22 protein-coding genes, 1 tRNA gene and 1 riboswitch are annotated in these 21,617 nt (G+C 69.0%); of the genes, 6 read left to right on the top strand and 17 right to left on the bottom strand.

All coding sequences use genetic code 11. The annotated features are described in order from the left end of the window. Positions 1 to 18: 18 nt before the first annotated feature. Complete coding sequence (uvrA, locus tag E0H92_RS31705) at positions 19 to 3,045, bottom strand: excinuclease ABC subunit UvrA (protein WP_131498838.1); 3,027 nt, start codon at positions 3,043 to 3,045, stop codon at positions 19 to 21. Between the two features lie 203 nt (positions 3,046 to 3,248). On the opposite strand from uvrA, the gene E0H92_RS31700 reads away from it, so the two are divergent. Further along, positions 3,249 to 3,908, top strand: a complete 660-nt coding sequence (locus E0H92_RS31700) for an MBL fold metallo-hydrolase (RefSeq protein ID WP_131498837.1) — start codon at positions 3,249 to 3,251, stop codon at positions 3,906 to 3,908. A gap of 24 nt (positions 3,909 to 3,932) precedes the next feature. Here E0H92_RS31700 and E0H92_RS31695 read toward each other — a convergent pair whose 3' ends face one another. After that, positions 3,933 to 4,568, bottom strand: a complete 636-nt coding sequence (locus tag E0H92_RS31695; protein WP_238173681.1) for a tetratricopeptide repeat protein — start codon at positions 4,566 to 4,568, stop codon at positions 3,933 to 3,935. Between the two features lie 23 nt (positions 4,569 to 4,591). Here E0H92_RS31695 and E0H92_RS31690 point away from each other — a divergent pair, with 23 nt between their 5' ends. Continuing rightward, positions 4,592 to 5,125 carry a GNAT family N-acetyltransferase gene (locus E0H92_RS31690; protein ID WP_131498836.1) on the top strand — a complete coding sequence of 178 codons (534 nt, stop codon included), beginning with the start codon at positions 4,592 to 4,594 and terminating at the stop codon, positions 5,123 to 5,125. Here E0H92_RS31690 and E0H92_RS31685 read toward each other — a convergent pair. Then, entirely contained in the window at positions 5,115 to 6,056 is a 942-nt protein-coding gene (locus E0H92_RS31685) for a S1C family serine protease (RefSeq protein WP_131498835.1), read from the bottom strand. The two genes, E0H92_RS31690 and E0H92_RS31685, sit on opposite strands and share 11 nt — an antisense overlap. Before the next feature lie 143 nt (positions 6,057 to 6,199). Between E0H92_RS31685 and E0H92_RS31680 the strand changes: the two genes are divergently transcribed. Together E0H92_RS31680 and E0H92_RS31675 are read left to right on the top strand one after the other, a co-directional pair. Further along, the gene (locus E0H92_RS31680; RefSeq protein WP_131498834.1) at positions 6,200 to 6,760 is read left to right on the top strand and encodes a TetR/AcrR family transcriptional regulator; all 561 of its coding nucleotides are present in this window, start codon (positions 6,200 to 6,202) and stop codon (positions 6,758 to 6,760) included. 78 nt (positions 6,761 to 6,838) lie between these two features. Beyond that, positions 6,839 to 9,010: an MMPL family transporter gene (locus E0H92_RS31675; RefSeq protein ID WP_131498833.1), complete on the top strand. Its 2,172-nt coding sequence runs from the start codon at positions 6,839 to 6,841 to the stop codon at positions 9,008 to 9,010. On the opposite strand, the gene E0H92_RS31670 is transcribed toward E0H92_RS31675, so the two are convergent. The 14 genes from E0H92_RS31670 to dop form a co-directional block, all read right to left on the bottom strand. Then, positions 8,921 to 9,697 carry a group I intron-associated PD-(D/E)XK endonuclease gene (locus E0H92_RS31670; RefSeq protein WP_131498832.1) on the bottom strand — a complete coding sequence of 259 codons (777 nt, stop codon included), beginning with the start codon at positions 9,695 to 9,697 and terminating at the stop codon, positions 8,921 to 8,923. The genes E0H92_RS31675 and E0H92_RS31670 overlap by 90 nt on opposite strands. Before the next feature lie 172 nt (positions 9,698 to 9,869). After that, positions 9,870 to 9,943: transfer RNA gene (locus E0H92_RS31665), tRNA-Pro, on the bottom strand. A 70-nt stretch (positions 9,944 to 10,013) separates the two neighbouring features. Next, on the bottom strand, positions 10,014 to 11,381 hold the full coding sequence (gene der / locus E0H92_RS31660) for a ribosome biogenesis GTPase Der (RefSeq protein ID WP_131461403.1): 1,368 nt from the start codon (positions 11,379 to 11,381) through the stop codon (positions 10,014 to 10,016). Further along, positions 11,374 to 12,102: a lysophospholipid acyltransferase family protein gene (locus E0H92_RS31655; RefSeq protein WP_131498831.1), complete on the bottom strand. Its 729-nt coding sequence runs from the start codon at positions 12,100 to 12,102 to the stop codon at positions 11,374 to 11,376. The genes der and E0H92_RS31655 overlap by 8 nt, the downstream gene beginning before the upstream one ends. Then, positions 12,092 to 12,772: a (d)CMP kinase gene (gene cmk, locus E0H92_RS31650; protein WP_131498830.1), complete on the bottom strand. Its 681-nt coding sequence runs from the start codon at positions 12,770 to 12,772 to the stop codon at positions 12,092 to 12,094. Before cmk ends, E0H92_RS31655 begins: the two co-directional genes overlap by 11 nt. 31 nt (positions 12,773 to 12,803) lie before the next feature. After that, positions 12,804 to 13,868: a prephenate dehydrogenase gene (locus E0H92_RS31645; RefSeq protein ID WP_131498829.1), complete on the bottom strand. Its 1,065-nt coding sequence runs from the start codon at positions 13,866 to 13,868 to the stop codon at positions 12,804 to 12,806. Continuing rightward, a complete protein-coding gene (gene aroH, locus E0H92_RS31640; RefSeq protein WP_130385491.1) occupies positions 13,865 to 14,233 on the bottom strand; it encodes a chorismate mutase in 369 nt (122 codons plus the stop codon). The genes E0H92_RS31645 and aroH overlap by 4 nt, the downstream gene beginning before the upstream one ends. 31 nt (positions 14,234 to 14,264) lie before the next feature. Continuing rightward, positions 14,265 to 15,125 (bottom strand): bifunctional 5,10-methylenetetrahydrofolate dehydrogenase/5,10-methenyltetrahydrofolate cyclohydrolase, encoded by an 861-nt coding sequence (locus E0H92_RS31635; protein ID WP_131498828.1) that lies wholly within the window; start codon positions 15,123 to 15,125, stop codon positions 14,265 to 14,267. 22 nt (positions 15,126 to 15,147) lie between these two features. Continuing rightward, positions 15,148 to 15,232: riboswitch (ZMP/ZTP riboswitch) on the bottom strand. Beyond that, complete coding sequence (locus E0H92_RS31630) at positions 15,232 to 16,050, bottom strand: hypothetical protein (RefSeq protein WP_131498827.1); 819 nt, start codon at positions 16,048 to 16,050, stop codon at positions 15,232 to 15,234. (Overlaps the previous riboswitch by 1 nt.) A 3-nt stretch (positions 16,051 to 16,053) precedes the next feature. Then, positions 16,054 to 16,668, bottom strand: a complete 615-nt coding sequence (locus E0H92_RS31625) for an NUDIX hydrolase (RefSeq protein ID WP_131498826.1) — start codon at positions 16,666 to 16,668, stop codon at positions 16,054 to 16,056. Then, on the bottom strand, positions 16,665 to 17,561 hold the full coding sequence (gene prcA / locus E0H92_RS31620; protein WP_131498825.1) for a proteasome subunit alpha: 897 nt from the start codon (positions 17,559 to 17,561) through the stop codon (positions 16,665 to 16,667). The genes E0H92_RS31625 and prcA overlap by 4 nt, the downstream gene beginning before the upstream one ends. 48 nt (positions 17,562 to 17,609) lie before the next feature. After that, on the bottom strand, positions 17,610 to 18,452 hold the full coding sequence (gene prcB / locus E0H92_RS31615; RefSeq protein ID WP_131498824.1) for a proteasome subunit beta: 843 nt from the start codon (positions 18,450 to 18,452) through the stop codon (positions 17,610 to 17,612). An 8-nt stretch (positions 18,453 to 18,460) separates the two neighbouring features. Next, positions 18,461 to 18,670 carry a ubiquitin-like protein Pup gene (locus E0H92_RS31610; RefSeq protein ID WP_130448384.1) on the bottom strand — a complete coding sequence of 70 codons (210 nt, stop codon included), beginning with the start codon at positions 18,668 to 18,670 and terminating at the stop codon, positions 18,461 to 18,463. Between the two features lie 55 nt (positions 18,671 to 18,725). Next, positions 18,726 to 20,246 (bottom strand): depupylase/deamidase Dop, encoded by a 1,521-nt coding sequence (gene dop / locus E0H92_RS31605; protein WP_131461394.1) that lies wholly within the window; start codon positions 20,244 to 20,246, stop codon positions 18,726 to 18,728. A gap of 82 nt (positions 20,247 to 20,328) precedes the next feature. Between dop and E0H92_RS31600 the strand changes: the two genes are divergently transcribed. Both E0H92_RS31600 and E0H92_RS31595 read left to right on the top strand, forming a co-directional pair. Beyond that, a complete protein-coding gene (locus E0H92_RS31600; protein ID WP_238152710.1) occupies positions 20,329 to 20,814 on the top strand; it encodes an NUDIX hydrolase in 486 nt (161 codons plus the stop codon). Next, positions 20,811 to 21,551, top strand: a complete 741-nt coding sequence (locus E0H92_RS31595) for a phosphotransferase (protein ID WP_165550123.1) — start codon at positions 20,811 to 20,813, stop codon at positions 21,549 to 21,551. The genes E0H92_RS31600 and E0H92_RS31595 overlap by 4 nt, the downstream gene beginning before the upstream one ends. Positions 21,552 to 21,617: the final 66 nt, after the last annotated feature.

Raw genomic sequence — 21,617 nt, 5'->3', positions numbered from 1 at the left:
TCAGCCCTCGTACCCCGCTCAGCCGGCGACCCGCTTCCTGGCCGCCGTCTTCTTAGCCGGCGCAGTCTTCTTGGCCACGGTCTTCTTGGCCACCGTGCTCTTGGCCGCGGTCTTCTTCGCGACAGCGGTCTTCTTCGCGGCCGCCTTCTTGGCCGGTGTCGCCGGCTTCGCGGCGGCCTTCTTGGCGCTCGGCTTCGCCGCCCGGCCCTCGAGGATCTCCGCGAGGAACTGCCCGGTGTACGACGCCGGGTTGGCCGCGACCTGCTCCGGCGTACCCTCCGCGACCAACGTGCCGCCACGACGCCCGCCGTCGGGCCCGAGGTCGATCAGCCAGTCGGCGGTCTTGATCACGTCGAGGTTGTGCTCGATGACCAGCACCGAGTTGCCCTTGTCCACCAGGCCGCTCAGCACGCCGAGCAGCTTGCGGATGTCCTCGAAGTGCAGACCGGTCGTCGGCTCATCCAGCACGTAGACCGTCCGGCCCGTCGACCGCCGCTGCAGCTCGGACGCCAGCTTGACGCGCTGCGCCTCACCGCCGGACAGCGTCGGCGCCGGCTGCCCGAGCCGGACATACCCGAGGCCGACCTCGACCAGCGTCTTCAGGTGCCGCGAGATCGCCGGGATCGCTGCGAAGAACTCGGACGCCTCCTCGATCGGCATGTCCAGAACGTCCGCGACCGTCTTGCTCTTGTAGTGCACCTCGAGCGTCTCGCGGTTGTACCGGGCGCCGTGGCACACCTCGCACGGGACATACACGTCCGGGAGGAAGTTCATCTCGATCTTCAGCGTGCCGTCACCCGAGCAGGCCTCGCAGCGGCCGCCCTTGACGTTGAACGAGAAGCGACCCTGCTGGTACCCGCGGACCTTCGCCTCGGGCGTGTCCGCGAACAGCTTCCGGATGTGGTCCCACACCCCGGTGTACGTCGCCGGGTTGGACCGTGGCGTCCGGCCGATCGGCGACTGGTCGACGTGGATGACCTTGTCGACGAGCTCCATCCCGGAGATCTTCGTGTGCCGGCCGGGCACCGCGCGGGCACCGTAGATCTGCCGCGCCAGCGACGTGTAGAGGATGTCGTTCACCAGCGTCGACTTGCCCGAACCGGACACACCGGTGACCGCGACGAACACCCCGAGCGGGATCGTGACGTCGAGATCCTTCAGGTTGTTCTGGCGCGCGCCGTACACGGTCAGCTCGCGGCCTTCGGTGAGCGGCCGACGTACCTCCGGGATCGGGATCTCCCGGCGGCCGGACACGTACGCGCCGGTGATCGAGTCCGGGTGGTTGCGCAGATCCTCGACCGTGCCGGACACGACGACCTGACCGCCGTGCTCGCCGGCGCCCGGGCCGATGTCGACGACCCAGTCCGCGTGGTCGATGGTGTCCTCGTCGTGCTCGACGACGATCAGCGTGTTGCCGAGCTCCTTGAGCCGGACCAGCGTGTCGATCAGCCGCCGGTTGTCCCGCTGGTGCAGGCCGATCGACGGCTCGTCGAGCACGTACAGCACACCAACCAGCCCCGAACCGATCTGGGTCGCGAGCCGGATCCGCTGCGCCTCACCACCGGACAGCGAGCCCGCCGGACGGCTCAGCGCCAGGTAGTCCAGGCCGACGTCGAGCAGGAACCGCAGCCGCTCGCCGATCTCCTTGACCACCCGCTCCGCGATCTGCTTCTCCCGCGGCGACAGCTCCATCTGCGACAGGAAGCCGTGCACCTCGTCGATCGACATCGCGCTGATCTCGGCGATGTTCTTCCCGCCGAGGGTGACCGCGAGCGAGATCGGCTTCAGCCGCGCGCCGTTGCAGGCCAGGCACGGCACCTCGCGCATGTACTCCTCGAAGCGCTCCCGCCCGGTGTCGCTCGACGCCTCCGCGTGCCGCCGCTCGACGTACGGGATGACGCCTTCGAAACTCGTGTAGTACGACCGCTCGCGGCCGTAGCGGTTCTGGTACGAGACGTGGACCTGCTTGTCGTGGCCGGTGAGCAGCGCCTTCTTCGCCTTCGCCGGCAGCTCGCCGAACGGCGTGCTGGTCTTGAACTTCAGGTCCTTCGCCAGCGCGTCCAGCAGCCGCTCGAAGTACTGCGAGACGTTCTGCCCCGCCCACGGCTGGATCGCGCCCTCGTCGAGCGACTTCGACGGGTCCGGAACCAGCAGCTCCGGGTCGACCTCCATCCGGGTGCCCAGACCGGTGCAGACCGGGCAGGCGCCGTACGGCGAGTTGAAGGAGAACGACCGCGGCTCGAGCTCATCGATCGCGAGCGGGTGATCGTTCGGGCAGGCGAGCTTCTCGGAGAACCGGCGCTCGCGGTGCGGGTCGTCCTCCGGGAGGTCGACGAAGTCCAGCACGAGCAGGCCGCTGGCCAGACCGAGCGCGGTCTCCACCGAGTCGGTGAGGCGCTGCTTGGCCGAGCTCTTCACCGCGAGCCGGTCGACGACGACCTCGATGTTGTGCTTCTTCTGCTTGTCGAGCTTCGGCGGGTCGGTGAGCTGGATCGTCTCGCCGTCGACCCGGGCCCGGGACAGACCCTGACCGGTCAGCTGACGGAAGAGGTCCAGGTACTCCCCCTTGCGGCCGCGGACGACCGGCGCGAGCACCTGGAACCGGGTGCCCTCCTCCAGCTCGAGCACCCGGTCGACGATCTGCTGCGGGGTCTGGCGCGCGATCGGCTCGCCGCACTCCGGGCAGTGCGGGCGCCCGGCGCGGGCGAACAGCAGCCGGAGGTAGTCGTACACCTCGGTGATCGTGCCGACGGTGGACCGCGGGTTCCGTGAGGTGGACTTCTGGTCGATCGAGACGGCCGGTGACAGGCCCTCGATGAAGTCGACGTCCGGCTTGTCCATCTGGCCGAGGAACTGCCGCGCGTACGCCGACAGCGACTCGACGTACCGCCGTTGGCCCTCGGCGAAGATCGTGTCGAAGGCCAGGCTGGACTTCCCGGACCCGGAGAGGCCGGTGAAGACGATCATGGCGTCCCGCGGCAGGTCGACCGAGACGTCCTTCAGGTTGTGCTCACGCGCTCCGCGCACGATCAGACGGTCAGACACAAGCTCACTCTCAGCCGTTCTCGAGGGGTTCCAGGGTGGATCTCCGACATGCCCGGCCATGCTAACGAGGCCCACCGACAAAAACTTCCGTCGCCGGATCCGGCGACTGTTTCGAAAGTATATTCGATCGCGGTGGGTGGTCGCTGCACCGGCCGTCCGGAGGTGCGAGGATCGGCGTGTCACCGAGATCAGGGAGAGGCGAGATGCCGGAGTACCACGGGAACGTGAAGGTCGGCGGGGCGGCGCAGACCCACGAGCTGGCGCACTTGATGATCACCAAGGTCGCGGTCGGGCCGATGGACAACAACGCGTACCTGCTGCGCTGCCGGCAGACCGACGAGCAGGTGCTGATCGACGCCGCGAACGAAGCGGACACGCTGCTCCGGCTGATCGGTGACGGCGGCCTCGCGCGGGTGATCACCACACACCGCCACCAGGACCACTGGGAGGCGCTGGCCGCGGTCGTCGCCCGTACCGGCGCCACGACGGTCGCCGGCCGGCACGACGCCGAGGGAATCCCGGTCCCCACCGACCAGCTCGTCGACGACGGCGACCACATCGCCGTCGGCCAGTGCAGCCTCCGCGTCATCCACCTCGTCGGCCACACGCCAGGCTCGATCGCCCTGCTGTACGACGACCCGGACGGCGCACCGCACCTGTTCACCGGCGACTCGCTGTTCCCCGGCGGCGTCGGCAACACCCAGGGCGACGCGGAGCGCTTCACCTCGCTCCTGAACGACGTCGAGGCCAAACTCTTCGCCGACCTCCCCGACGAAACCTGGGTCTACCCCGGCCACGGCTCCGACACCACCCTCGGCACCGAACGCCCCAACCTCCCCGAATGGCGCAACCGCGGCTGGTAACCCCGTCCCTGCTCAGGCCGTGGGCTAGAGATGGGTGCGGGCGGTGGTGATTTGGTTGGTGATTGCTGTGGCTCCGGATGTGGTTGCCAGGGTTTCCGCCTCGTTGGCGAGGGTTTGGGCGTCTTCGGGGCGGTTCTCGGCGATGGCCAGGTAGATGAGGCCGACCAGGTTCGCGGCTACGCCGGCGGTGAAGCCCAGGGTGCGGCGGAGGGTTGTGGACTCCTCCAGTAGCGCGCGGGCCTTCGGGAGGTCGCCGGACATTTGGGCGGCGATTCCCAGGTGGCGGAGGGCGTACGAGAGGGTCAGTTCGTCGGCGGTCTTGCGGGCGAGGTCGGCTGCGGCGGTGAGGAAAGGTACGGCGGTGGCGTTGTCGTCGCGGACCACCTGATGGAAGCAGCCGATCCAGAACTGCGCCTCCGCCTCACCCCGCTCGTCACCAACCTCGCGAAACAACCCCGCCGCCCGCTCGAAGTACGCCAACTCCTCCACGGGTTCGACGCGCGATTTGAGGAAGCGGCAGTGGAGGATGCGGCCGCGTTGCAGGAGGAGGCGCGCTTCGACTGCGTCCAATGCGCGGTCCGCGTCGGGGAGTTCGGTGTAGTCGCCGTTGAAGACTGCTCGTTCGTACAGTTCGTCGACCTGCCGCATCAGTTCGTCCACCCCGCAGATCCTAGGATGAGCGGATGACCGGCTTCGCGGAGTACCAGCCCGGGGCCGCCCGGCAATCAGCCGACGTACTGGTCCGCCCGGCCGTGGACGCGGACCTCACGACCTGCGCCGAACTGATCGTCACACGGACCGGCGGACCCGTCGACGAGAGGCGCAGCCGACTGGAAGCCGACCTCGAGAACCCCGATCGCTACACGGCGGTCGCGGAGATCAACGGTGAAGTCGTCGGGTACGGCGCCGTGATCCGCCACCAGATCTCCCCCGCCGACCCACCCACGACGGCTCCAGACGGGTACTACCTGATCGGCCTGATCGTCTCGGCGGACTGGCGCCGCCACGGCATCGGCGACCTGCTCACCCAAGACCGGATGCGCTGGACCGCCGAGCGCGCCGACGAGGTCTACACCTTCGTCAACCTCTCCAACGCTCCCATCCTCGACCTGACCAGCCGCTTCGGATTCACCGAGGTCACCCGCGACTTCACCTTCCCCAACGCACCCCTCAAACCAGGCACCTGCGTCCTGCTACGCGCCGACCTCAATCGCTGAGTTCGGCTGGGTAGGCGATCACGTCCACCAGGGCGTTGTTCCGGATCGCCGTGATCTCGGTACGGCGCGCGATCGCGTCCTCGAACAGCTGGCGCTGCAACGACTGGGCGTCGCGCAGCGGTACGCCGTTCACGGCCAGGACGAGATCGCCCTGCCGGAGACCCGCTGCCGCCGCCGGGCTGGCCGAGATCACCTCGACGACCCGCAGCGCCGTGCGCTGATCGAACCGTTCCGCGAGGGCCGGCTGCAGCGGCGCGGGCTTGGTCACGAGCCCGAGGTACCCGCGGCGTACCCGACCGTCGTGCAGCAGCGAGTAGATGATCCGCCGCGTGGTCGGATTGACCGGCACCGCCAGCCCCAGACCGATCCCGGCGACCGCGGTGTTGATCCCGATCACCCGCCCGTTGCCGTCGGCAAGCGCTCCGCCGGAGTTGCCCGGGTTCAGCGCGGCGTCAGTTTGGATCACGTCCTCGATGATGCGCTGAGCTGAGCCACTGCGCACCGGCAACGACCGGCCCAGTGCACTCACCACGCCGGCGGTCACACTCCCGGCCAGGCCGAGCGGATTGCCGACGGCAACCACCAGGTTCCCGACCTTCAGCAGGTCCGCGTCGCCGTACTCCGGCGGATCAGGAATCTCCCGGTCGGCCCGCAGTACGGCGAGATCGGACAGCCGGTCCACCCCGACCACGCGGGCCTGCGCCGTCGTACCGTCCGCGAACTCCGCCGCTGCCTCGGAGCCGTCGCCGACCACGTGCGCGTTCGTGAGCAGATGCCCGTCGCCGGTCAGCACGACGGCGGAACCGGACGAGTCGCCCCGGCGGCTGTGGATCCGCAGGCTCGCGACCCGCGGGATCAGATGTGCGGCCACGCCGGAGACCACGCGGGAATAGGCATCCAGTACGTCGTCCCCGGCAATCTCGTCAGCCATCGCCCTCGCCTCATCTCGTCCCGACCCCGAGCGAAGCGAGGGGCCTGAATTACATCATTACACCGCAGACAACCGCGTGAAGCGGACCACAAAACTGACCGATCGGTTGAAAACTGGCCGATCGGTCAGGCAAGCTATCTGACATGGCAGTAACTACCCCCGGCACCACCCCCGCGCGGGAGCGGACCAGGCGGGAGATCGTCCATCAGGCGATGGACCTCTTCCAGGCCCGCGGGTACAACGCGACGTCACTGCAGGACATCGCGACCGCGGCCGGCTGCTCCAAGGCGACCGTTCTGTACCACTTCAGCGGCAAACCCGCCGTACTCGCCGCCGTCCTCGAGCCCGCCGCTGCCGACGTGGCCGCGCTCGTCAAGGCCGCCGCCGTGCTGTCCCGGGCCGACGCGCAGGAGCTCGCCATCCAGAGCTTCATCGACCTGGCCGTCGTGCATCGCGGCGTCGTCGACGTACTCCAGGACATCCTCCCGGTGATCGAGCAGATGCCCGAGGTCGGGCAACTGGTCGCCGACGGCCTGCAACTGTCGGACTACCTGGCCGGCTCCGACGACCCGCTCGAGCAGGACCTGGCGAAGTTCGCCATCAACGGCCTCCTCGGCGAGTGCCGGCACGCACAGGAACGCACCGACGACGACCTCCGAAGACTCTGCGACATCGCCCTCCGGAGAATCCTCCGCCGCGCCTGAGCATCGACCCGACTCCCCCGCCGCCACGGGGCGATCCTTTCTGCCCGTACGCCGTACCTGACACCGAAACGGACCACGATGGCCAACCTCCTGTACCGGCTCGGCCGGTTCTCCTACCAGCGCCGGCGCCTGGTCGCCGCACTGTGGGCGCTGTTCCTCGTCGTCCTGGGTGTCGGCGCGCTGACGCTGGGCGGCAAGACCGCGAACACGTTCTCGATCCCGGGCACCGAGTCGCAGCGCGCACTCGACGCACTCAAGCAGGAGCTGCCCGCCGCCAGCGGCGCGTCCGCAACGGTCGTGGTGAAGGCGCCGGACGGCAAGACGCTCGCCGACCCGACCGTGAAGGCGGCCGTCGGCGCGACCGTCGCCAAGGTCGCGAAGGTGCCCGAGGTGATCGCGGCGATCGACCCGTTCACCAGCAAGGCGATCAGCCCGGACGGTACGACCGGGTTGATCAGCGTCCAGTTCGACAAGCCGCAGGACGAGCTCTCACACGAGAGCGTCGACGGGTACGACAGTCTCAGCGGACTGAGCTCGGGTGACCTCCAGGTCGTGCCGGGCGGGCAGATCAAGGCCGGCGTACCGGAGATCGGTGCGACCGAGATCCTCGGTGTCGCGGTCGCGGCCGTCGTACTGGTCGTCACGTTCGGGTCGCTCGTGGCAGCCGGGATGACGCTCGTGACGGCGCTCCTCGGCGTACTCGCCGGGATGGCCGGGCTCTTCGTCGTGACCGCGTTCACCGACGTGTCGTCGACGGCGCCGATCCTCGCGCTGATGCTCGGGCTCGCGGTGGGCATCGACTACTCGCTGTTCATCAGCTCACGGCACCGGTCGCAGCTGGGCGAGGGCATGGATCCGGAGGAATCGGTCGCACGAGCGACCGCCACGGCCGGGTCGGCGGTGCTGTTCGCCGGTGCGACCGTCGTGATCGCGCTCGCCGGGTTGTCCGTGGTCGGCGTACCGTTCCTGACCGCGATGGGCCTGGCTGCGGCCGCGACCGTGTTGACCGCGGTGCTGGTGGCGTTGACGTTGCTGCCGGCGTTGCTCGGTTTCGTGGGGAACCGGGTGCTGCCGCGGAAGCTGCGCAAGGCGCCGGCTGAAGCGACACACAAGGAAGGCTTCGGTTTCCGGTGGGGCCGGCTGGTGACGCGCTTCCGGGTCCCGATCGTTGCTGTCGGCATCATCGGGTTGGGGTTGCTGGCGATCCCGGCGAAGGACATGCAGCTCGCGCTGCCGGACGGTGCTTCGGCCGCCGCCGGGAGCAACCAGCGCGTCGCGTACGACCTGACGGCCGCAGCATTCGGGCCGGGCGCCAACGGGCCGCTCGTGGTGGTTGTGAAGAGCAACGACGCGGCGACGTCCAACACGCTGGTGCAGCAGGTGCTGGGTAAGGCCCAGGGTCTTCCGGATGTCGTCGCGGCGCAGCCGGCCGCGGCGAGTCAGGACGGTACGACGCGGTTGCTGCAGGTGATCCCCAAGAGCGGGCCGGCCAGCGAGGAAACCGCTGACCTCGTGAAGAACCTGCGGTCCGCGGTGCAGCCCCTCGCCACCGGCGACGCAAGTATTTCCGTGACCGGGAACACGGCAGTGGGCGTCGATGTGTCGAACAAGCTGTCCGACGCGTTGCCGACGTACCTCTTTGTGGTGATCGGGCTGTCGTTCCTGCTGTTGCTGCTGGCGTTCCGGTCGGTGCTGGTGCCGTTGAAGGCGACGCTCGGGTTCGTGCTGACCATCGGGGCGACCTTCGGGATCACGGTCGCGGTGTTCCAGCAAGGGCACCTCGCGAGCCTCGTCGGGGTCGACTCCCCCGGTCCGCTGGTCAGCTTCCTGCCGATCATCATGATGGGCATTCTCTTCGGGCTGGCGATGGACTACGAGGTGTTCATCGTGTCCCGCGTCCGGGAAGAGTTCGTGCACGGCCGGCACGCGAACGACGCCACCGTCCAGGGCCTCGGCCACGGCGCCCGCGTCGTCACTGCCGCGGCCCTGATCATGGCGTCGGTCTTCGCCGGCTTCATCCTCGTCGAGGACCCGATCATCAAGGCGATCGGCTTCGGCCTCACCATCGGCGTACTGATCGACGCCTTCGTGGTCCGGATGACCCTCGTCCCCGCCATCCTCAGCCTCCTCGGCGACCGAGCCTGGTGGTTCCCGAAGTGGCTAGACCGCCTCACCCCCCGAGTAGACATCGAAGGCGAAACCCTCCGGGTCGAACCCACGGAGCCCAAGGAACTCGCGGGCGTACGCTGACAGCCGCCGTGGGGCGTCGGCCTCCGACGCCCCACCCAACAAACTCGAAGCATCACCGACGCGGTACGCCGTGTAGGTGTCCGCGTAGATGGACGTCCGACCAGCCAGCACTGAGCTCGGGATGACATACAGGTGTCCGTCGCCAAGGACGATGAAGAACAGGTCAATGTCATCGGGATCGTACGGCATCTTCGTGGCCGACTTGTCGAGAACGTAGGGCCGCCGTCCTATCCCGACCTGCCAATGACCATCGCGGCCGGAACGTTCCGAGCTCTTCACCTGCACGCGTCGGACGCCGTCTGTCGTGGTCACCAACAGGTCGTAGACCTCGGGCTCCATCGGCAAGGCGACGGCACAACCATGAAGTGTGAACCAGGCCATTGCGAGGGCGGGAGCCGCAGCTCGGAGTGTCTCTGGGCGCGCGGTCAACTTCAATGGCTCGCCTGCCGGGCGCGCCGACTCAGCTGGCCGGAGAATCGTGCAGTCCAGTCCCAAGCGCATCGCGTGTCCCTTGATCCGGACCCGGGACTCTTTGCCGTCGCTGACACCGAGTCCGGCGATGACGTCCGTCCAGCTGGTCGCGTCGCGCATAACGGCACGCAACTGCCGATCGGACCACTGGCGTTGGCCGGTGAAGTGGGTGGCGTCCAACGCCTGTCGATCGGCGTGCTTCTTGAGCGCGCGCACGGTCCCCGCGGACGTCCCTTTCAAGCCGAGTGCTCGGGCAACGCCCCGCCACGAATGGTTGTCCGCGACCGCCTGTCGCAGGTCGTCGTCGGTCCAGGTTCGTCTGTCATCCCAGGTCGCCATGGGACAAACGTAGAGAGGGGCACCGACAGAATCGGTGCCCCTCTCGATGTCGGGCTGACAGGATTTGAACCTGCGCTCTCCTGGCCCCCAGCCAGGCGCTTTACCAACCTAAGCTACAGCCCGCAGACCGCTCCGAAGAGCGAGCCGGGGTAAACCTTACCCCATCCGGAGGGCTGGTTCTTACCGGGTTCGGTCAGCGTTTCTTGTTCTTTTGGCGGGCTCGGATTTGGACGTGGACGGGGCTTCCTACGAAGCCGAAGTCTTCGCGGAGGCGGCGTTCGATGAAGCGTTGGTAGGAGGCTTCGATCTGGCCGGAGGTGAAGATGGCGAAGGTGGGGGGCATCGTGGTGGCCTGGGTGCCGAACAGGATCTTCGGCTGTTTGCCGGAGCGGACCGGGTGCGGGTGGGCGGCGACGAGGCGGCCGAGGAAGGCGTTCAGCTGGCCGGTGGGGACGCGGGTCTGCCAGCCCTCCAGCGCGGCCTCGATGGCGGGGACGAGGCGGTCCATGTGCCAGCCGGTGAGCGCGCTGATGTTGACCCGCGGCGCCCAGCGGAACTGCACCAGGTCGCGGTCGATCTCGCGCTCCAGGTAGTAGCGGCGCTCCTCGTCCATCAGGTCCCACTTGTTGTACGCGATCACCAGCGCCTTGCCGGCTTCCTCGACCGCGTTCATGATCCGCAGGTCCTGCTCGGTGAGCGACTCGGAGGCGTCGATGACGACCACGACGACCTCGGCCCGCTCGATCGCCGCGTTGGTCCGCAGGGAGGCGTAGTACTCGTGTCCTTGGACGTTCTTCACCTTGCGCCGGATGCCGGCGGTGTCGATGAACCGCCACTCCTGGCCGCCGAGCGTGATCAGTTCGTCGACCGGGTCGACCGTCGTACCGGCGACGTCGCTGACGACGACCCGGTCCTCCTTGGCGACCTTGTTGAGCAGCGAGGACTTGCCCACGTTCGGCTTGCCGACGATCGCGACCCGGCGCGGTCCGCCGAGCTCACCGTCGCGCTCCGCCGGTGCCTCCGGCAACGCCTCGAGGACAGCGTCCAGCAGGTCGCCCGTGCCGCGGCCGTGCATACCGGACACCGGGTACGGCTCGCCGATGCCGAGGCTCCACAGGTTCATGGCCTCGGACTCGATGCGCTGGTCGTCGACCTTGTTCGCGGCCAGTACGACGGGTTTGCCGGACTTCCGCAGTACCCGGACGACCGCTTCGTCGGCGTCCGTGATGCCGATCACGGCGTCGACCACGAACAGCACCGCGTCGGCGGCGTTGATCGCGACCTCGGCCTGGGCGGCGACCAGGGCGGCCATACCGACCGCGTCCGGGTCCCAGCCGCCGGTGTCGACGACCGTGAACTCGCGGCCGGCCCAGTTGGCGTCGTACGACACGCGGTCGCGGGTGACGCCCGGGGTGTCCTCGACGACCGCCTCGCGGCGGCCGATGATGCGGTTGACCAGCGTGGACTTGCCCACGTTCGGCCGGCCGACGATCGCGAGGACCGGCAGCGGGCCGGTGTCTTCGCGGTCGTGCGTCGGTGCTTCGGTGGGCAGGTCAGTCATCAGGGTCCTTCTGGTCTCGCCAGCCCGGAAGCGGGTGGCCGGTTTCGTCGACGGCCGCCTTCACATGGGCGCGCAATACGTCGCCGATCTGGCCGGCGACCGCCTGTACGTCGGAGTGTCTCCTGGGAAAGGGTACGCGCTCGACGGCGAAAGGCTCGCCGTACACCACGTCGATGCGGCTCCCGGCCGGCGGAAAGCCCTCCACGTCGCCCCCGGGCAGCCGGGTCCCCATCAGCGCGACGGGCAGGATCGGCGCCCCGGTGACCATCGCCAGGTACGCCACCCCGGTCCGGATCCGGCTGAAGTCGCCCGGGCCGCGGGTGCCCTCGGGGTAGACGCTCAGCACCCGGCCGTCCCGCAAGACCTTGATCGACCGCCGGACCGCGAGGACGTCGTACGTCGACCGGTCGACCGGGATCTGGCCGACCCGGCGCAGGAACCACCCCTGGAGGCCGCCGAACACCTCGATCTTGCCGAGCTGGTGCAGCATCCGCGGCGCGATTGCCCCGAGCAGCGGCCCGTCGAGCAGGCTCAGGTGGTTCGGCGCCATCAGCAGCGGACCGGTCAGCGGGAACCGGTCCTCGTGCAGCACGGTCAGTTCGTACTTGCGGCGGAAGTACGGCCTGGCGGCTCTCCGCAACGGAAGCGCCATCCGGTAAGGCAGTGCGGGCAGATCGTCGGTGCGGGGCAGATCCTTGTGCCCGGTGACCTCAGCCGTCATAACTCCGGCCCTGGGCAACACTCTCGAGCGCGAGCCGGCTGATCACCTCGACGACCTCGTCCAGCGTCATGTATGTCGAATCGACGGTGACCGCTCCGTCGGAGGCGACCTGGAACTCCGACACGGTCGCGTCGTCCGCGTCCCGGCGGACGATCTGGTCCCGGAGCTGCTCGGCGGTGACCGAGCCCAGCTCCGCCCCGCGGCGCGCCATCCGCGCCTCCTGGTCGGCGGTCAGCAGCACCTTGAGCTCGGCGTCGGTGGCGACCACGGTGGCGATGTCGCGGCCCTCGACGACGATCCCGCCGCTCGGCTGGGCGGCGTCGATGACGGCCCGCTGCCGCCGGATCAGCTCCTTGCGGACGTCCAGGTTGGTGGCGATCTTCGACACCACCTCGCTGATCCGCGGCTCCCGGATCGCGGCCGTGACGTCGGTCCCGTCGGCGATCACGAACTGGCGGTCCGGGTCGGTGCTGATCTCCAGCTCGAGCTCCCGCGCCCGCTGCGCGACCGCCGCCGTGTCGTCCAGGTCCAGCCCGCGATCGACGGCCGACCAGGTCACCGCGCGGTACGTCGCACCGGTGTCCAGGTACCGCAGGCCGAGGCGGGAGGCCACGCCACGCGCGGTGCTCGACTTACCGGAGCCACTCGGCCCGTCAACAGCGATGATCATGCCCCGAAGATTACCTTCGCCCGGGGACACTTCAGCGGTGGACTACCCACCCGCGTTCGGTCAGTACGTCGACCAACTGGTCGACCGAACCGGGCTTGACGGCGAGTTCGACCTCGCCGACCGGGCGGCCGGGGCTGTGGTCGATGCGGAGGTCTTCGACGTTGGCGCCGGACTCGGCAGCGTCGGCGAACAGGCGGGCCAGCTGGCCCGGGCGGTCCGGGATCGTGACCAGGACCGTGACCAGGTCGATGTGCGGCGTACCGTGCTTGCCGGGAACGCGGACCGCGCCGGACACGCCCTGGCCGAGGATCGCGGTCAGTTCGTCGCCCGCCTCTTCCTTGCCGAGGGCAACGAGGAGCCGGTCGAGCTCGCCGCGGATCTGCTCCAGCAGACCGGTCAGCGCGGTCGAGTTCGCGGACACGATCTGGGTCCACAGCCGGGGGTCGCCGGCCGCGATCCGGGTCACGTCGCGCACCCCCTGACCGGACAGTTCGAGATGGGAGGACGGCGCGTCCGCCAGCGTGCCCGCGGCGAGCGCCGACATCAGATGCGGGAGGTGCGACACCCGGGCAACCCCGAGATCGTGGTCCTCCACCGGCATCTCCACCGTGCGGGCGCCACAGGCTTCGGCGAGTCGGCGTACGAGATCGACTGCTTCCGGAGCGCTCGTCGCGTGCGGCGTGATCGCCCAGGTCGCGCCGTCGAACAGGTCCGCGCGCGCCGCCAGCGGGCCGTTGCGCTCGGAGCCGGCCATCGGGTGACTGCCGACGTACCGGCTGACGTCGTCGGTCAGCGCACGCGCATCGGCCAACGGCTTGGACTTCACACTCGCCGCGTCGGTCACGATCGCCCGCGTCTGCCGCAACTGCTCCGCGACGACCGCGCCGACGTGATCCGGCGGTACGGCGACCACGACCAGCTGCGGCTCGATCTGGACCAGCCGCGAGCCGGCGCCGATCCGCTCCGCCATCAGCGCGTTGTCCGGGTTCCCGTCGACGAGTTCCACGACGACACCGAGCCGCGCCAGCGCGAGACCGATCGACGTACCGATCAACCCGGTGCCGACGATCCGGACCGGCCCCCGTAACTCGCTCACTGGGCGCCGGTCAGATCTGGGCGGAGCGCGACCGCGCCGTGCAGGTAGACGTGCTGGATCTTGTCCCGGGACCGCGGCGTCTCGGTGTGCACCATCAGCCGCACCACCCGCGGCAGCGCGTGCGGCACCGGGATCTCCTGCATGCACATCAGCGGTACGTCGGTCAGCCCGATCTGCCGGCCCGCGACCGCGGGAAACTCCGAACGCAGGTCCGACGTGACGGTGAACAGGATGCTGATCAGGTCCTCGTTCTCCAGATCATTCGCCTCCAGGACCGCCTTCACCAGCTCCGCGGACCGCTCGAGCAGGTGCTCGCGCTCGTCCACGTCCAGCTGGGTGGCACCCCGGATCGCCCGTACCGCCACGTCTCGCCTCCTTGGTTCGTCTCCCCCAACCCTAGGCCAGAGTAGTCAAGGACTGGACAGCCGTCTCAGCGGCGTCGACCGTCTGCTCCAGCAGCAGCGCGATCGTCATCGGCCCGACACCGCCCGGCACCGGCGTGATCAGGCGCGCGACCTCGGCCGCCTCCGCGAAGTGCACATCACCGACATTGCCCTCGTTGTAGCCGGCGTCGACCACGACCGCGCCCGGCTTCAGCCAGTCGCCGCGGACGAAGTTCGCCTTGCCGACCGCGGCGATCACCACGTCCGCGGTACGGACCAGCTCGGGCAGGTCCCGGGTCCGGGAGTGCGCGTACGTGACGGTGGCGTTCGATGCCAGCAGCAACATGCCGGCCGGCTTGCCGAGGATCGGGCTGCGGCCGATCACCACCGCGTGCGCCCCTTCGAGCGGTACGTCGTACGCCGCCAGCAACCGCATGATCCCGCCGGGCGTCGCGGACCGGAATCCCGGATCCCCGAACGCCATCGCGGCGAACGAGCGCATCGTCACGCCGTCGACGTCCTTGCCCGGGTCGATCGCCTCGAACGCGGCCCGCTCGTCGATCTGCGGCGGCACCGGGTGCTGCAGCAGGATCCCGTGCACGTCCGGGTCGTCGGACAGCTTCGTGATCTCGGCGACCAGTTCGTCCGTCGTCGTCGACGCCGGCAGTACGACGCTGCGGGACGCGATCCCGGCCTTCTTCGAGCGGTTCTGCTTCATCCGCACGTACGTCGCGGACGCCGGGTCGTCTCCGACCAGCACGGTCGCCAGGCACGGCTGGACGCCGTACTGCTCCTGCAGGACCCGCGCCCGTTCCGCCGCCTTGGCGACCATCTCGGCGGCGAGGTCGGTCCCGATCATCAACTCTGCACTCATCTGCGCACTCCTCTGGGCGTCAGCCAGGTGCCCAGGCGCGCGGCGAAGCCGGATGGCAGACCGTTCCCCGGTGGTCGTCCACCTCAGCGCCAGTCGCGGTCCACCGTCAGGATACCGACCGCGGCCCGTGGGACTCGCGGGCAGGGGCGATGGTCGTCGACGCTCCCAGCGGCAGCGACTCGACGTGCGCCGCCTCAGCAGCATCGATCAGGCCGCGCTCCCGCAGGCGTCCGATCGCCCGTCGACGCTCACCGAGCAGCTTGTCCCGTTCCTTGGGTTCGAGTGCTTCGACCAGTGCGATCGCCTGCTGCGGGTCCGGCGTGTCGATCTGGCGGAAAGTGTTCGGGACCGGGACCCGGCGACCGCGGGAGAAGAGCAGCACCGCAGCAAGCAGAAGGGCGGCGCACACGGCGGCTGCCCAGACCGGGAGCGACGGCGCGGCGAAGGCGTCGACACCACGGTCACTCACGAGCTGCCCGAGCGCGAGCGCACCGCAGGCGACGGTGGCCACCAGATAGCCGATCTCCAGGCCGTCCCGGTGCCGGTCCGACCGGAACCACCGGAGAGCCACCAGCAGTACGCCGATCAGCACCACGGCGAAACACCACGACGTGAGCGGTACGCCGATGTCGTTGTCGAGCGGATCCGCCGTACCTGTGCGCACGGTCCGGCCGCCGTACGTGCTGAACATGTCTCCGCCGAGGGTGCTCACCCCGCCGACGAGCGCGAACAGGAACACCATGTGGACAGCCCAGCCAACGAGCGCCCGGGGCGACGGGCCCTCGACGCGCTCGTACCCGAGGACGCGAAGGAGATCGTCGTGGTTCTTCAGGACGTACAGGTCGAGGTCGCTCAGCCGCAGGCCGTACGACGGGACCGTCTTGGACCAGGTCCGGACGTTGGTCGACTGGTTCGCCTTGGGCATGGATCAGAGGAGGCCGGCGTGGTCGAGGGCGAGGTACGCCGCGTCGATTCCGGTCATCGCGCCGGGAGTGCGCAACTCGGCGCGGAAGGCGTCCACGGTCAGCTCGACCGGCACACAGTCCTCGGTCTCGTCCAGTTGCTGCTTGCCGTCGGGACGGCACCCACGCGCGATCGCGACGTACTTGCGGTACGTCGAGGAGGCGCCCGACCACTGCCAGCCGACCACATCGAGCGTCTCGCAGGTGTAGCCGGTCTCCTCCTCGAGCTCCCGTGCACCCGCCAGCCCGACATCCTCGCCGGGCTCGACCAGACCGCCGGGCAGGTTCGTGACGACAGTGTCAGGGCCGGCACGGAACATCCGGATCGTGACGATCCGGCCGTCCGGGGTCAACGGCAGCACGGTCACGCCGGCGGTGATCCCATCCGACGACTTCGGGCCCATCACGTCCCAGTCGACCTCACGGCCGTCCGGCAGGCGGTACCGCCGCAAGCTGACGCTCAGGAACCGGTTGAAACCCGGCTCCTCCCCCAGCAGTTCCCACGGGGCCGGGTCAGCGGGCCGAGAGGACTCAGCCGCCACCTCGTCGGTGGCGGCTGAGTTCTTGAGCTGGTCCGTCACAGCGGACGGTCGTCGTCGGGATCCTCCGGCGGGGCCACCGGTGCGTCGTCGGCCGGCGGAGCGACCGGAGTGTCACCCGCCGCCGACTCACCGGAGCCGCCCGCATCCGAAGCGGAGTCAGACCCCGTGCCCTCGTCGGAGCCGCCGTCCGATTCCGACGTCGAGTCCGTGTCCGCCTTCTCGGAGGCGGCCGGGCGGGACTCGCTGAGGATGCCGGCCAGCGACTCCTCGGAGATCCGCTTGAACTTGCGCACCTGGGTCCGGGTCCGGTCCAGGACGGCGACCTCGAGCTGATCCGGGGTCAGCTCCCGGACCTCGGTGCCGTCGTGACCGAGCGCGTCCACCGCGAGCCGGAGCGCGCCGGCCAGCGAGATGCCCTCGGTGTAGTGCTCGCCGATGTACTCCGCGACCGTGTCGGCGGCGCCGCCCATCACGGCGTACCCGCGGACGTCCGCGATCGAGCCGTCGTAGGTGAGCCGGTAGATCTGGTCGTCGGCCGCGCCGGCGCCGATCTCGGCGACCAGGATCTCCACCTCGAGGGGCTTCTCGCCGCCGGAGGAGAAGATCGCGCCGAGCGTCTGCGCATACGCGTTGGCCAGGGCCCGGCCGGTGACGTCACGCCGGTCGTAGGAGTACCCGCGCATGTCGGCGAGCCGGACGCCGGCGATCCGCAGGTTCTCGAACTCGTTGTACCGGCCGACGGCGGCGAACGCCATCCGGTCGTAGATCTCGGCCACCTTGTGCAGGGCGGGCGAGCGGTTCTCCGCCACGAACAGGATGCCGTCGGCGTACTGCAGCGCGATCGCGCTGCGGCCCTTGGCGATGCCCTTCCGGGCGAAGTCGGCCCGGTCCCGCATCAGCTGCTCGGGCGAGACGTAGAACGGAACGCTCATCGAAGGTGTCGTCCTCTAATCAGTCGATCGGCAGGATCGTCGGAATGGTCAGATGAGGGACGCCGCGGACGGGCCGTCGGGACGCTCGTGCCGCTGGGCCCAGGCCGCGTCGACGAGCGCCGCCACCTCGTCCTCCGGCAGCCGCCGGTAACCGTCCGCGGTGACCACGCCGATCACCGGGAAGATCCGGCGCAGCATGTCCGGGCCGCCGGTCGCCGAGTCGTCGTCGGCCGCGTCGATCAGCGACTGGATCGCCACCGTCGCGCAGTCGGTCTCGGACAGGTCCTCGCGGTACAGCTTCTTCAGTGCGCCGCGGGCGAACAGCGAGCCCGAACCGACGCTGTAGAAGTGCGTCTCCTCGTACCGACCGCCGGTCGGGTCGTAGGAGAAGATCCGGCCGCCCTTGATGTCCGGGTCGTAGCCCGCGAACAGCGGCACCACGGTGAGGCCCTGCATCGCCATCGGCAGGTTGCCCCGGATCAGCGCGCTCAGCCGGTTGGCCTTGCCGTCGAGGCTGAGGGTGGCGCCCTCGAGCTTCTCGTAGTGCTCCAGCTCGACCTGGAACAACCGGACCATCTCGATCCCGAAGCCGGCCGAGCCGGCGAACGCGACCGCCGAGTACTCGTCGGCGGGGAACACCTTCTCGATGTCACGCTGGGCGATGATGTTGCCCATCGTGGCCCGCCGGTCGCCGGCCATGATCACGCCACCGGGGAAGGTGGCCGCGACGATCGTCGTACCGTGCGGGACTTCGCTGGACAGGTCACCCTGCCCCAGGGACCGTCGTCCGGGCAACAGGTCGGGCGCGTGCCCGGCCAGGAAGTCCATGAACGACGAGCCGCCTGGGGTCAGGAAGGCTTCCGGCAGCCGGCCGGAGGCATCAGATGTCATCGAGCGGTTCACTCCCCACCCTTTTGCACGAATCCGCGGACGAACTCCTCGGCGTTCTCCTCGAGGACCTCGTCGATCTCGTCCAGGATCGAGTCGACGTCCTCGTCGAGCCGCTCTTTCCGCTCCTGGACGTCCTCCGACGCCTCGACCTGCTCGACCTCTTCCTCGGTCGACGAACGCTTCGGCTGCTTGTGCTGCTGACCGCCGTCCTTCGCCATGGCACACCTCCTAGAACCGCTGGGAGGGCCGCCCAACCGACCCTCACTAGCGACCCTACCCGGCGGCACCCCCAGTAATGGTGCGAACCAGGTCACTTGCGGTGTCGCATTGGTCAAGAAGTGCCCCGACATGCGCTTTCGTGCCCCGCAACGGGTCCAGCGTCGGGATTCGTTGCAGTGACTCCTTACCGGGCAGGTCGAAGATCACCGAGTCCCAGGAGGCGGCCGCGACCTGCGGCGCGTACTGCTGCATGCAGCGGCCGCGGAAGTACGCCCGGGTGTCGGTCGGCGGGTGCGCGACGGCCATCCGGATCTCCTCGTCGGTGACGATCCGCTGCATCCGGCCGGATTTCACCAACTTGTAATACAGGCCCTTGTCCGGACGCAGGTCGGCGTACTGCAGGTCGACCAGGTGCAGCTTCGAGTCGTCCCATTCCAGGCCGTCGCGGTCGCGGTACGACTGGAGCAGTTTGTACTTCGCGACCCAGTCGAGCTGGTCGGACAGCTTCATCGGATCGATGGCGAGCTGGTCGAGCACCTGCTCCCAGCGGTGCAGCACGTCCTTGGTCTGCCGGTCCGCGTCGTCGCCGTACTTGTCCTCGACGTACTTGCGGGCCTGCTCCAGGTACTCCGTCTGCAGCTGGACGGCGGTGAGCTTGCGACCGTCCTTCATCGTCAGCAGGTGCGTGCAGGACGGGTCGTGGCTGACCTCGTGCAGCGCGGTCACCGGCCGGTCGACGCCGAGGTCGTCGGTCAGCCAGCCGTCCTCGATCATCGCGAGCACCAGCGACGTCGTGCCGACCTTGAGGTACGTCGAGATCTCGGACAGGTTGGCGTCGCCGATGATGACGTGCAGCCGGCGGTACCGGTCCGGATTCGCGTGCGGCTCGTCGCGGGTGTTGATGATCGGCCGCTTCAGCGTCGTCTCCAGGCCGACCTCGACCTCGAAGTAGTCGGCCCGCTGGCTGATCTGGAAACCGTGTGCCGCGCCGTCCTGGCCGATCCCGACCCGGCCCGCGCCGGTGACCACCTGACGGCTCACGAAGAACGGGGTCAGGTGCCGCACGATCGACGCGAACGGTGTCGACCGGCGCATCAGGTAGTTCTCGTGCGAACCGTACGACGCGCCCTTGTTGTCGGTGTTGTTCTTGTAGAGGTTCAGCTGCGGCGCACCGGGGATCAGGCGGGCCTGCCGCGCGCCCTCCATGATCACCAGCTCACCGGCCTTGTCCCACACCACCGCGTCCCGCGGGTTCGTGGTCTCGGGCGCGGAGTACTCGGGGTGGGCGTGGTCGACGTACAGCCGGGCGCCGTTGGTGAGGATCACGTTCGCCAGGCCGGTCTCCTCGTCGGTGAGCTGGCTGGAGTCCGCCACCTCCCGGCTGAGGTCGAATCCTCGCGCGTCCCGCAGCGGGTGCTCCTCGTCGAAGTCCCACCGGGTCTTGCGCGCGAGCGGCTGCGTCTGCGCGTAGCCGTTCACCACCTGGCTCGAGGTCAGCATCGGGTTCGCCCCGGGCTGGCCCGGCACCGAGATCCCGAACTCGGTCTCGGTACCCATGATCCGCCGAACACTCATGCAGCCGAGCCTACGCGGTGCCGGCGACTAAAGGGGTTGCTGTGTCCACAGGGTTATCTGTGAGACTGCGCGAGTGGACGAGATGGTGGCGATTCTGGACGAGGACAACGAAGTCACCGGTGCGGCGCCACGGTCGGTGATGCGACGCGACAACCTGCGGCACTCCGCGACCGGTGTCGTCGTGCTGAACTCGGCCGGGCAGATCTACGTGCATCGGCGGACGCCGACCAAGGACGTCTACCCGAGCCGGTACGACTTCGCCGCCGGTGGGGTCGTCGCGGCCGGTGAGGACCCGTTCCATGCCGTCGTACGGGAACTGGAGGAGGAGCTCGGGATCGCCGGTGTCGAGCTGACGCGGTTGCCCGAGGACGACTACGCCGACGAGAACACGCGGTACCACGCCTACCTGTACACGTGTGTCTGGGACGGTCCGGTGCGGCACCAGCCGGAAGAGGTCGCGTGGGGCGCGTGGATGTCGCCGGCCGAGCTCGTGGCCAAGTTCGACGAATGGTCGTTCATGCCGGACACGCTGGCGGTGCTGGGACCGTACGTCCGGAGCTTGGTATGACGATCCTCGAGGGGTGGGACAGCCACGCCTGGATCGACGGGCCGTGGATCCACCGGGCACCGCGCCGCCCCGCCGTTCGCCCGCGGCTGCTGGCCGAGGCCACGCTCCTCCCCTGGCTCGCGCCCCAGCTCCCGCTGCCTGTCCCGGTCCCTGAGCTGACAACGGACGGCGTACGACACCTCCTGCTCCCCGGCGAGCCGTTCACCGAGGGCGACACAGAAACGGGCCGAGCGCTGGGTGCCTTTCTGAGCGCTTTGCACGCGGTCGACACCGCGGAAGCCGTGGCGTGCGGCGCTTTGGACGCAGAGACCGCTACAGCCGAGAAGACCGCCTTTCTGGACGAGTGCCGCGACCAGATCGTGCCGTTGCTGCCGGCAGAGGTCCGGACCGCAGCGACCGAACTGCTGGACCGCGTCGCGAACGTTCGGACCGCCCTGGTGCACTGCGACCTCGGTCCGGACCACATCCTGATGACCGACGGACAGATCACCGGAATCATCGACTGGACCGACGCCCTGATCGGCGACCCCGCGCTCGACCTCTGCTGGCCCCTCAACGGCGCACCGGAGGCCGTCGCGGAAGGGCTGCTCGAGGTCTACCAACCCGCCCCTGACCTGGTCGAACGCTCCAGGGACTGGGCGCGTCTCTCCCCCTGGTACGGCGTCCACCGCGGCCTGCTGCTCGACCTGCCCGAGGACGTCGCGAACGGCGTTCCGGAGATCGTCGCCGCACTGTGATGCAACCACCCGGCCCCCGGCCGGTCACTTCCTGGTGTGAACATCATCCTGAGTGAAGATACGGAG

It is taken from the genome of Kribbella speibonae, assembly GCF_004331375.1.
GTDB lineage: Bacteria > Actinomycetota > Actinomycetes > Propionibacteriales > Kribbellaceae > Kribbella > Kribbella sindirgiensis.
Note: the sequence above shows the minus strand (reverse complement) of the source record. Positions and strands in the feature narration are given on the sequence as shown.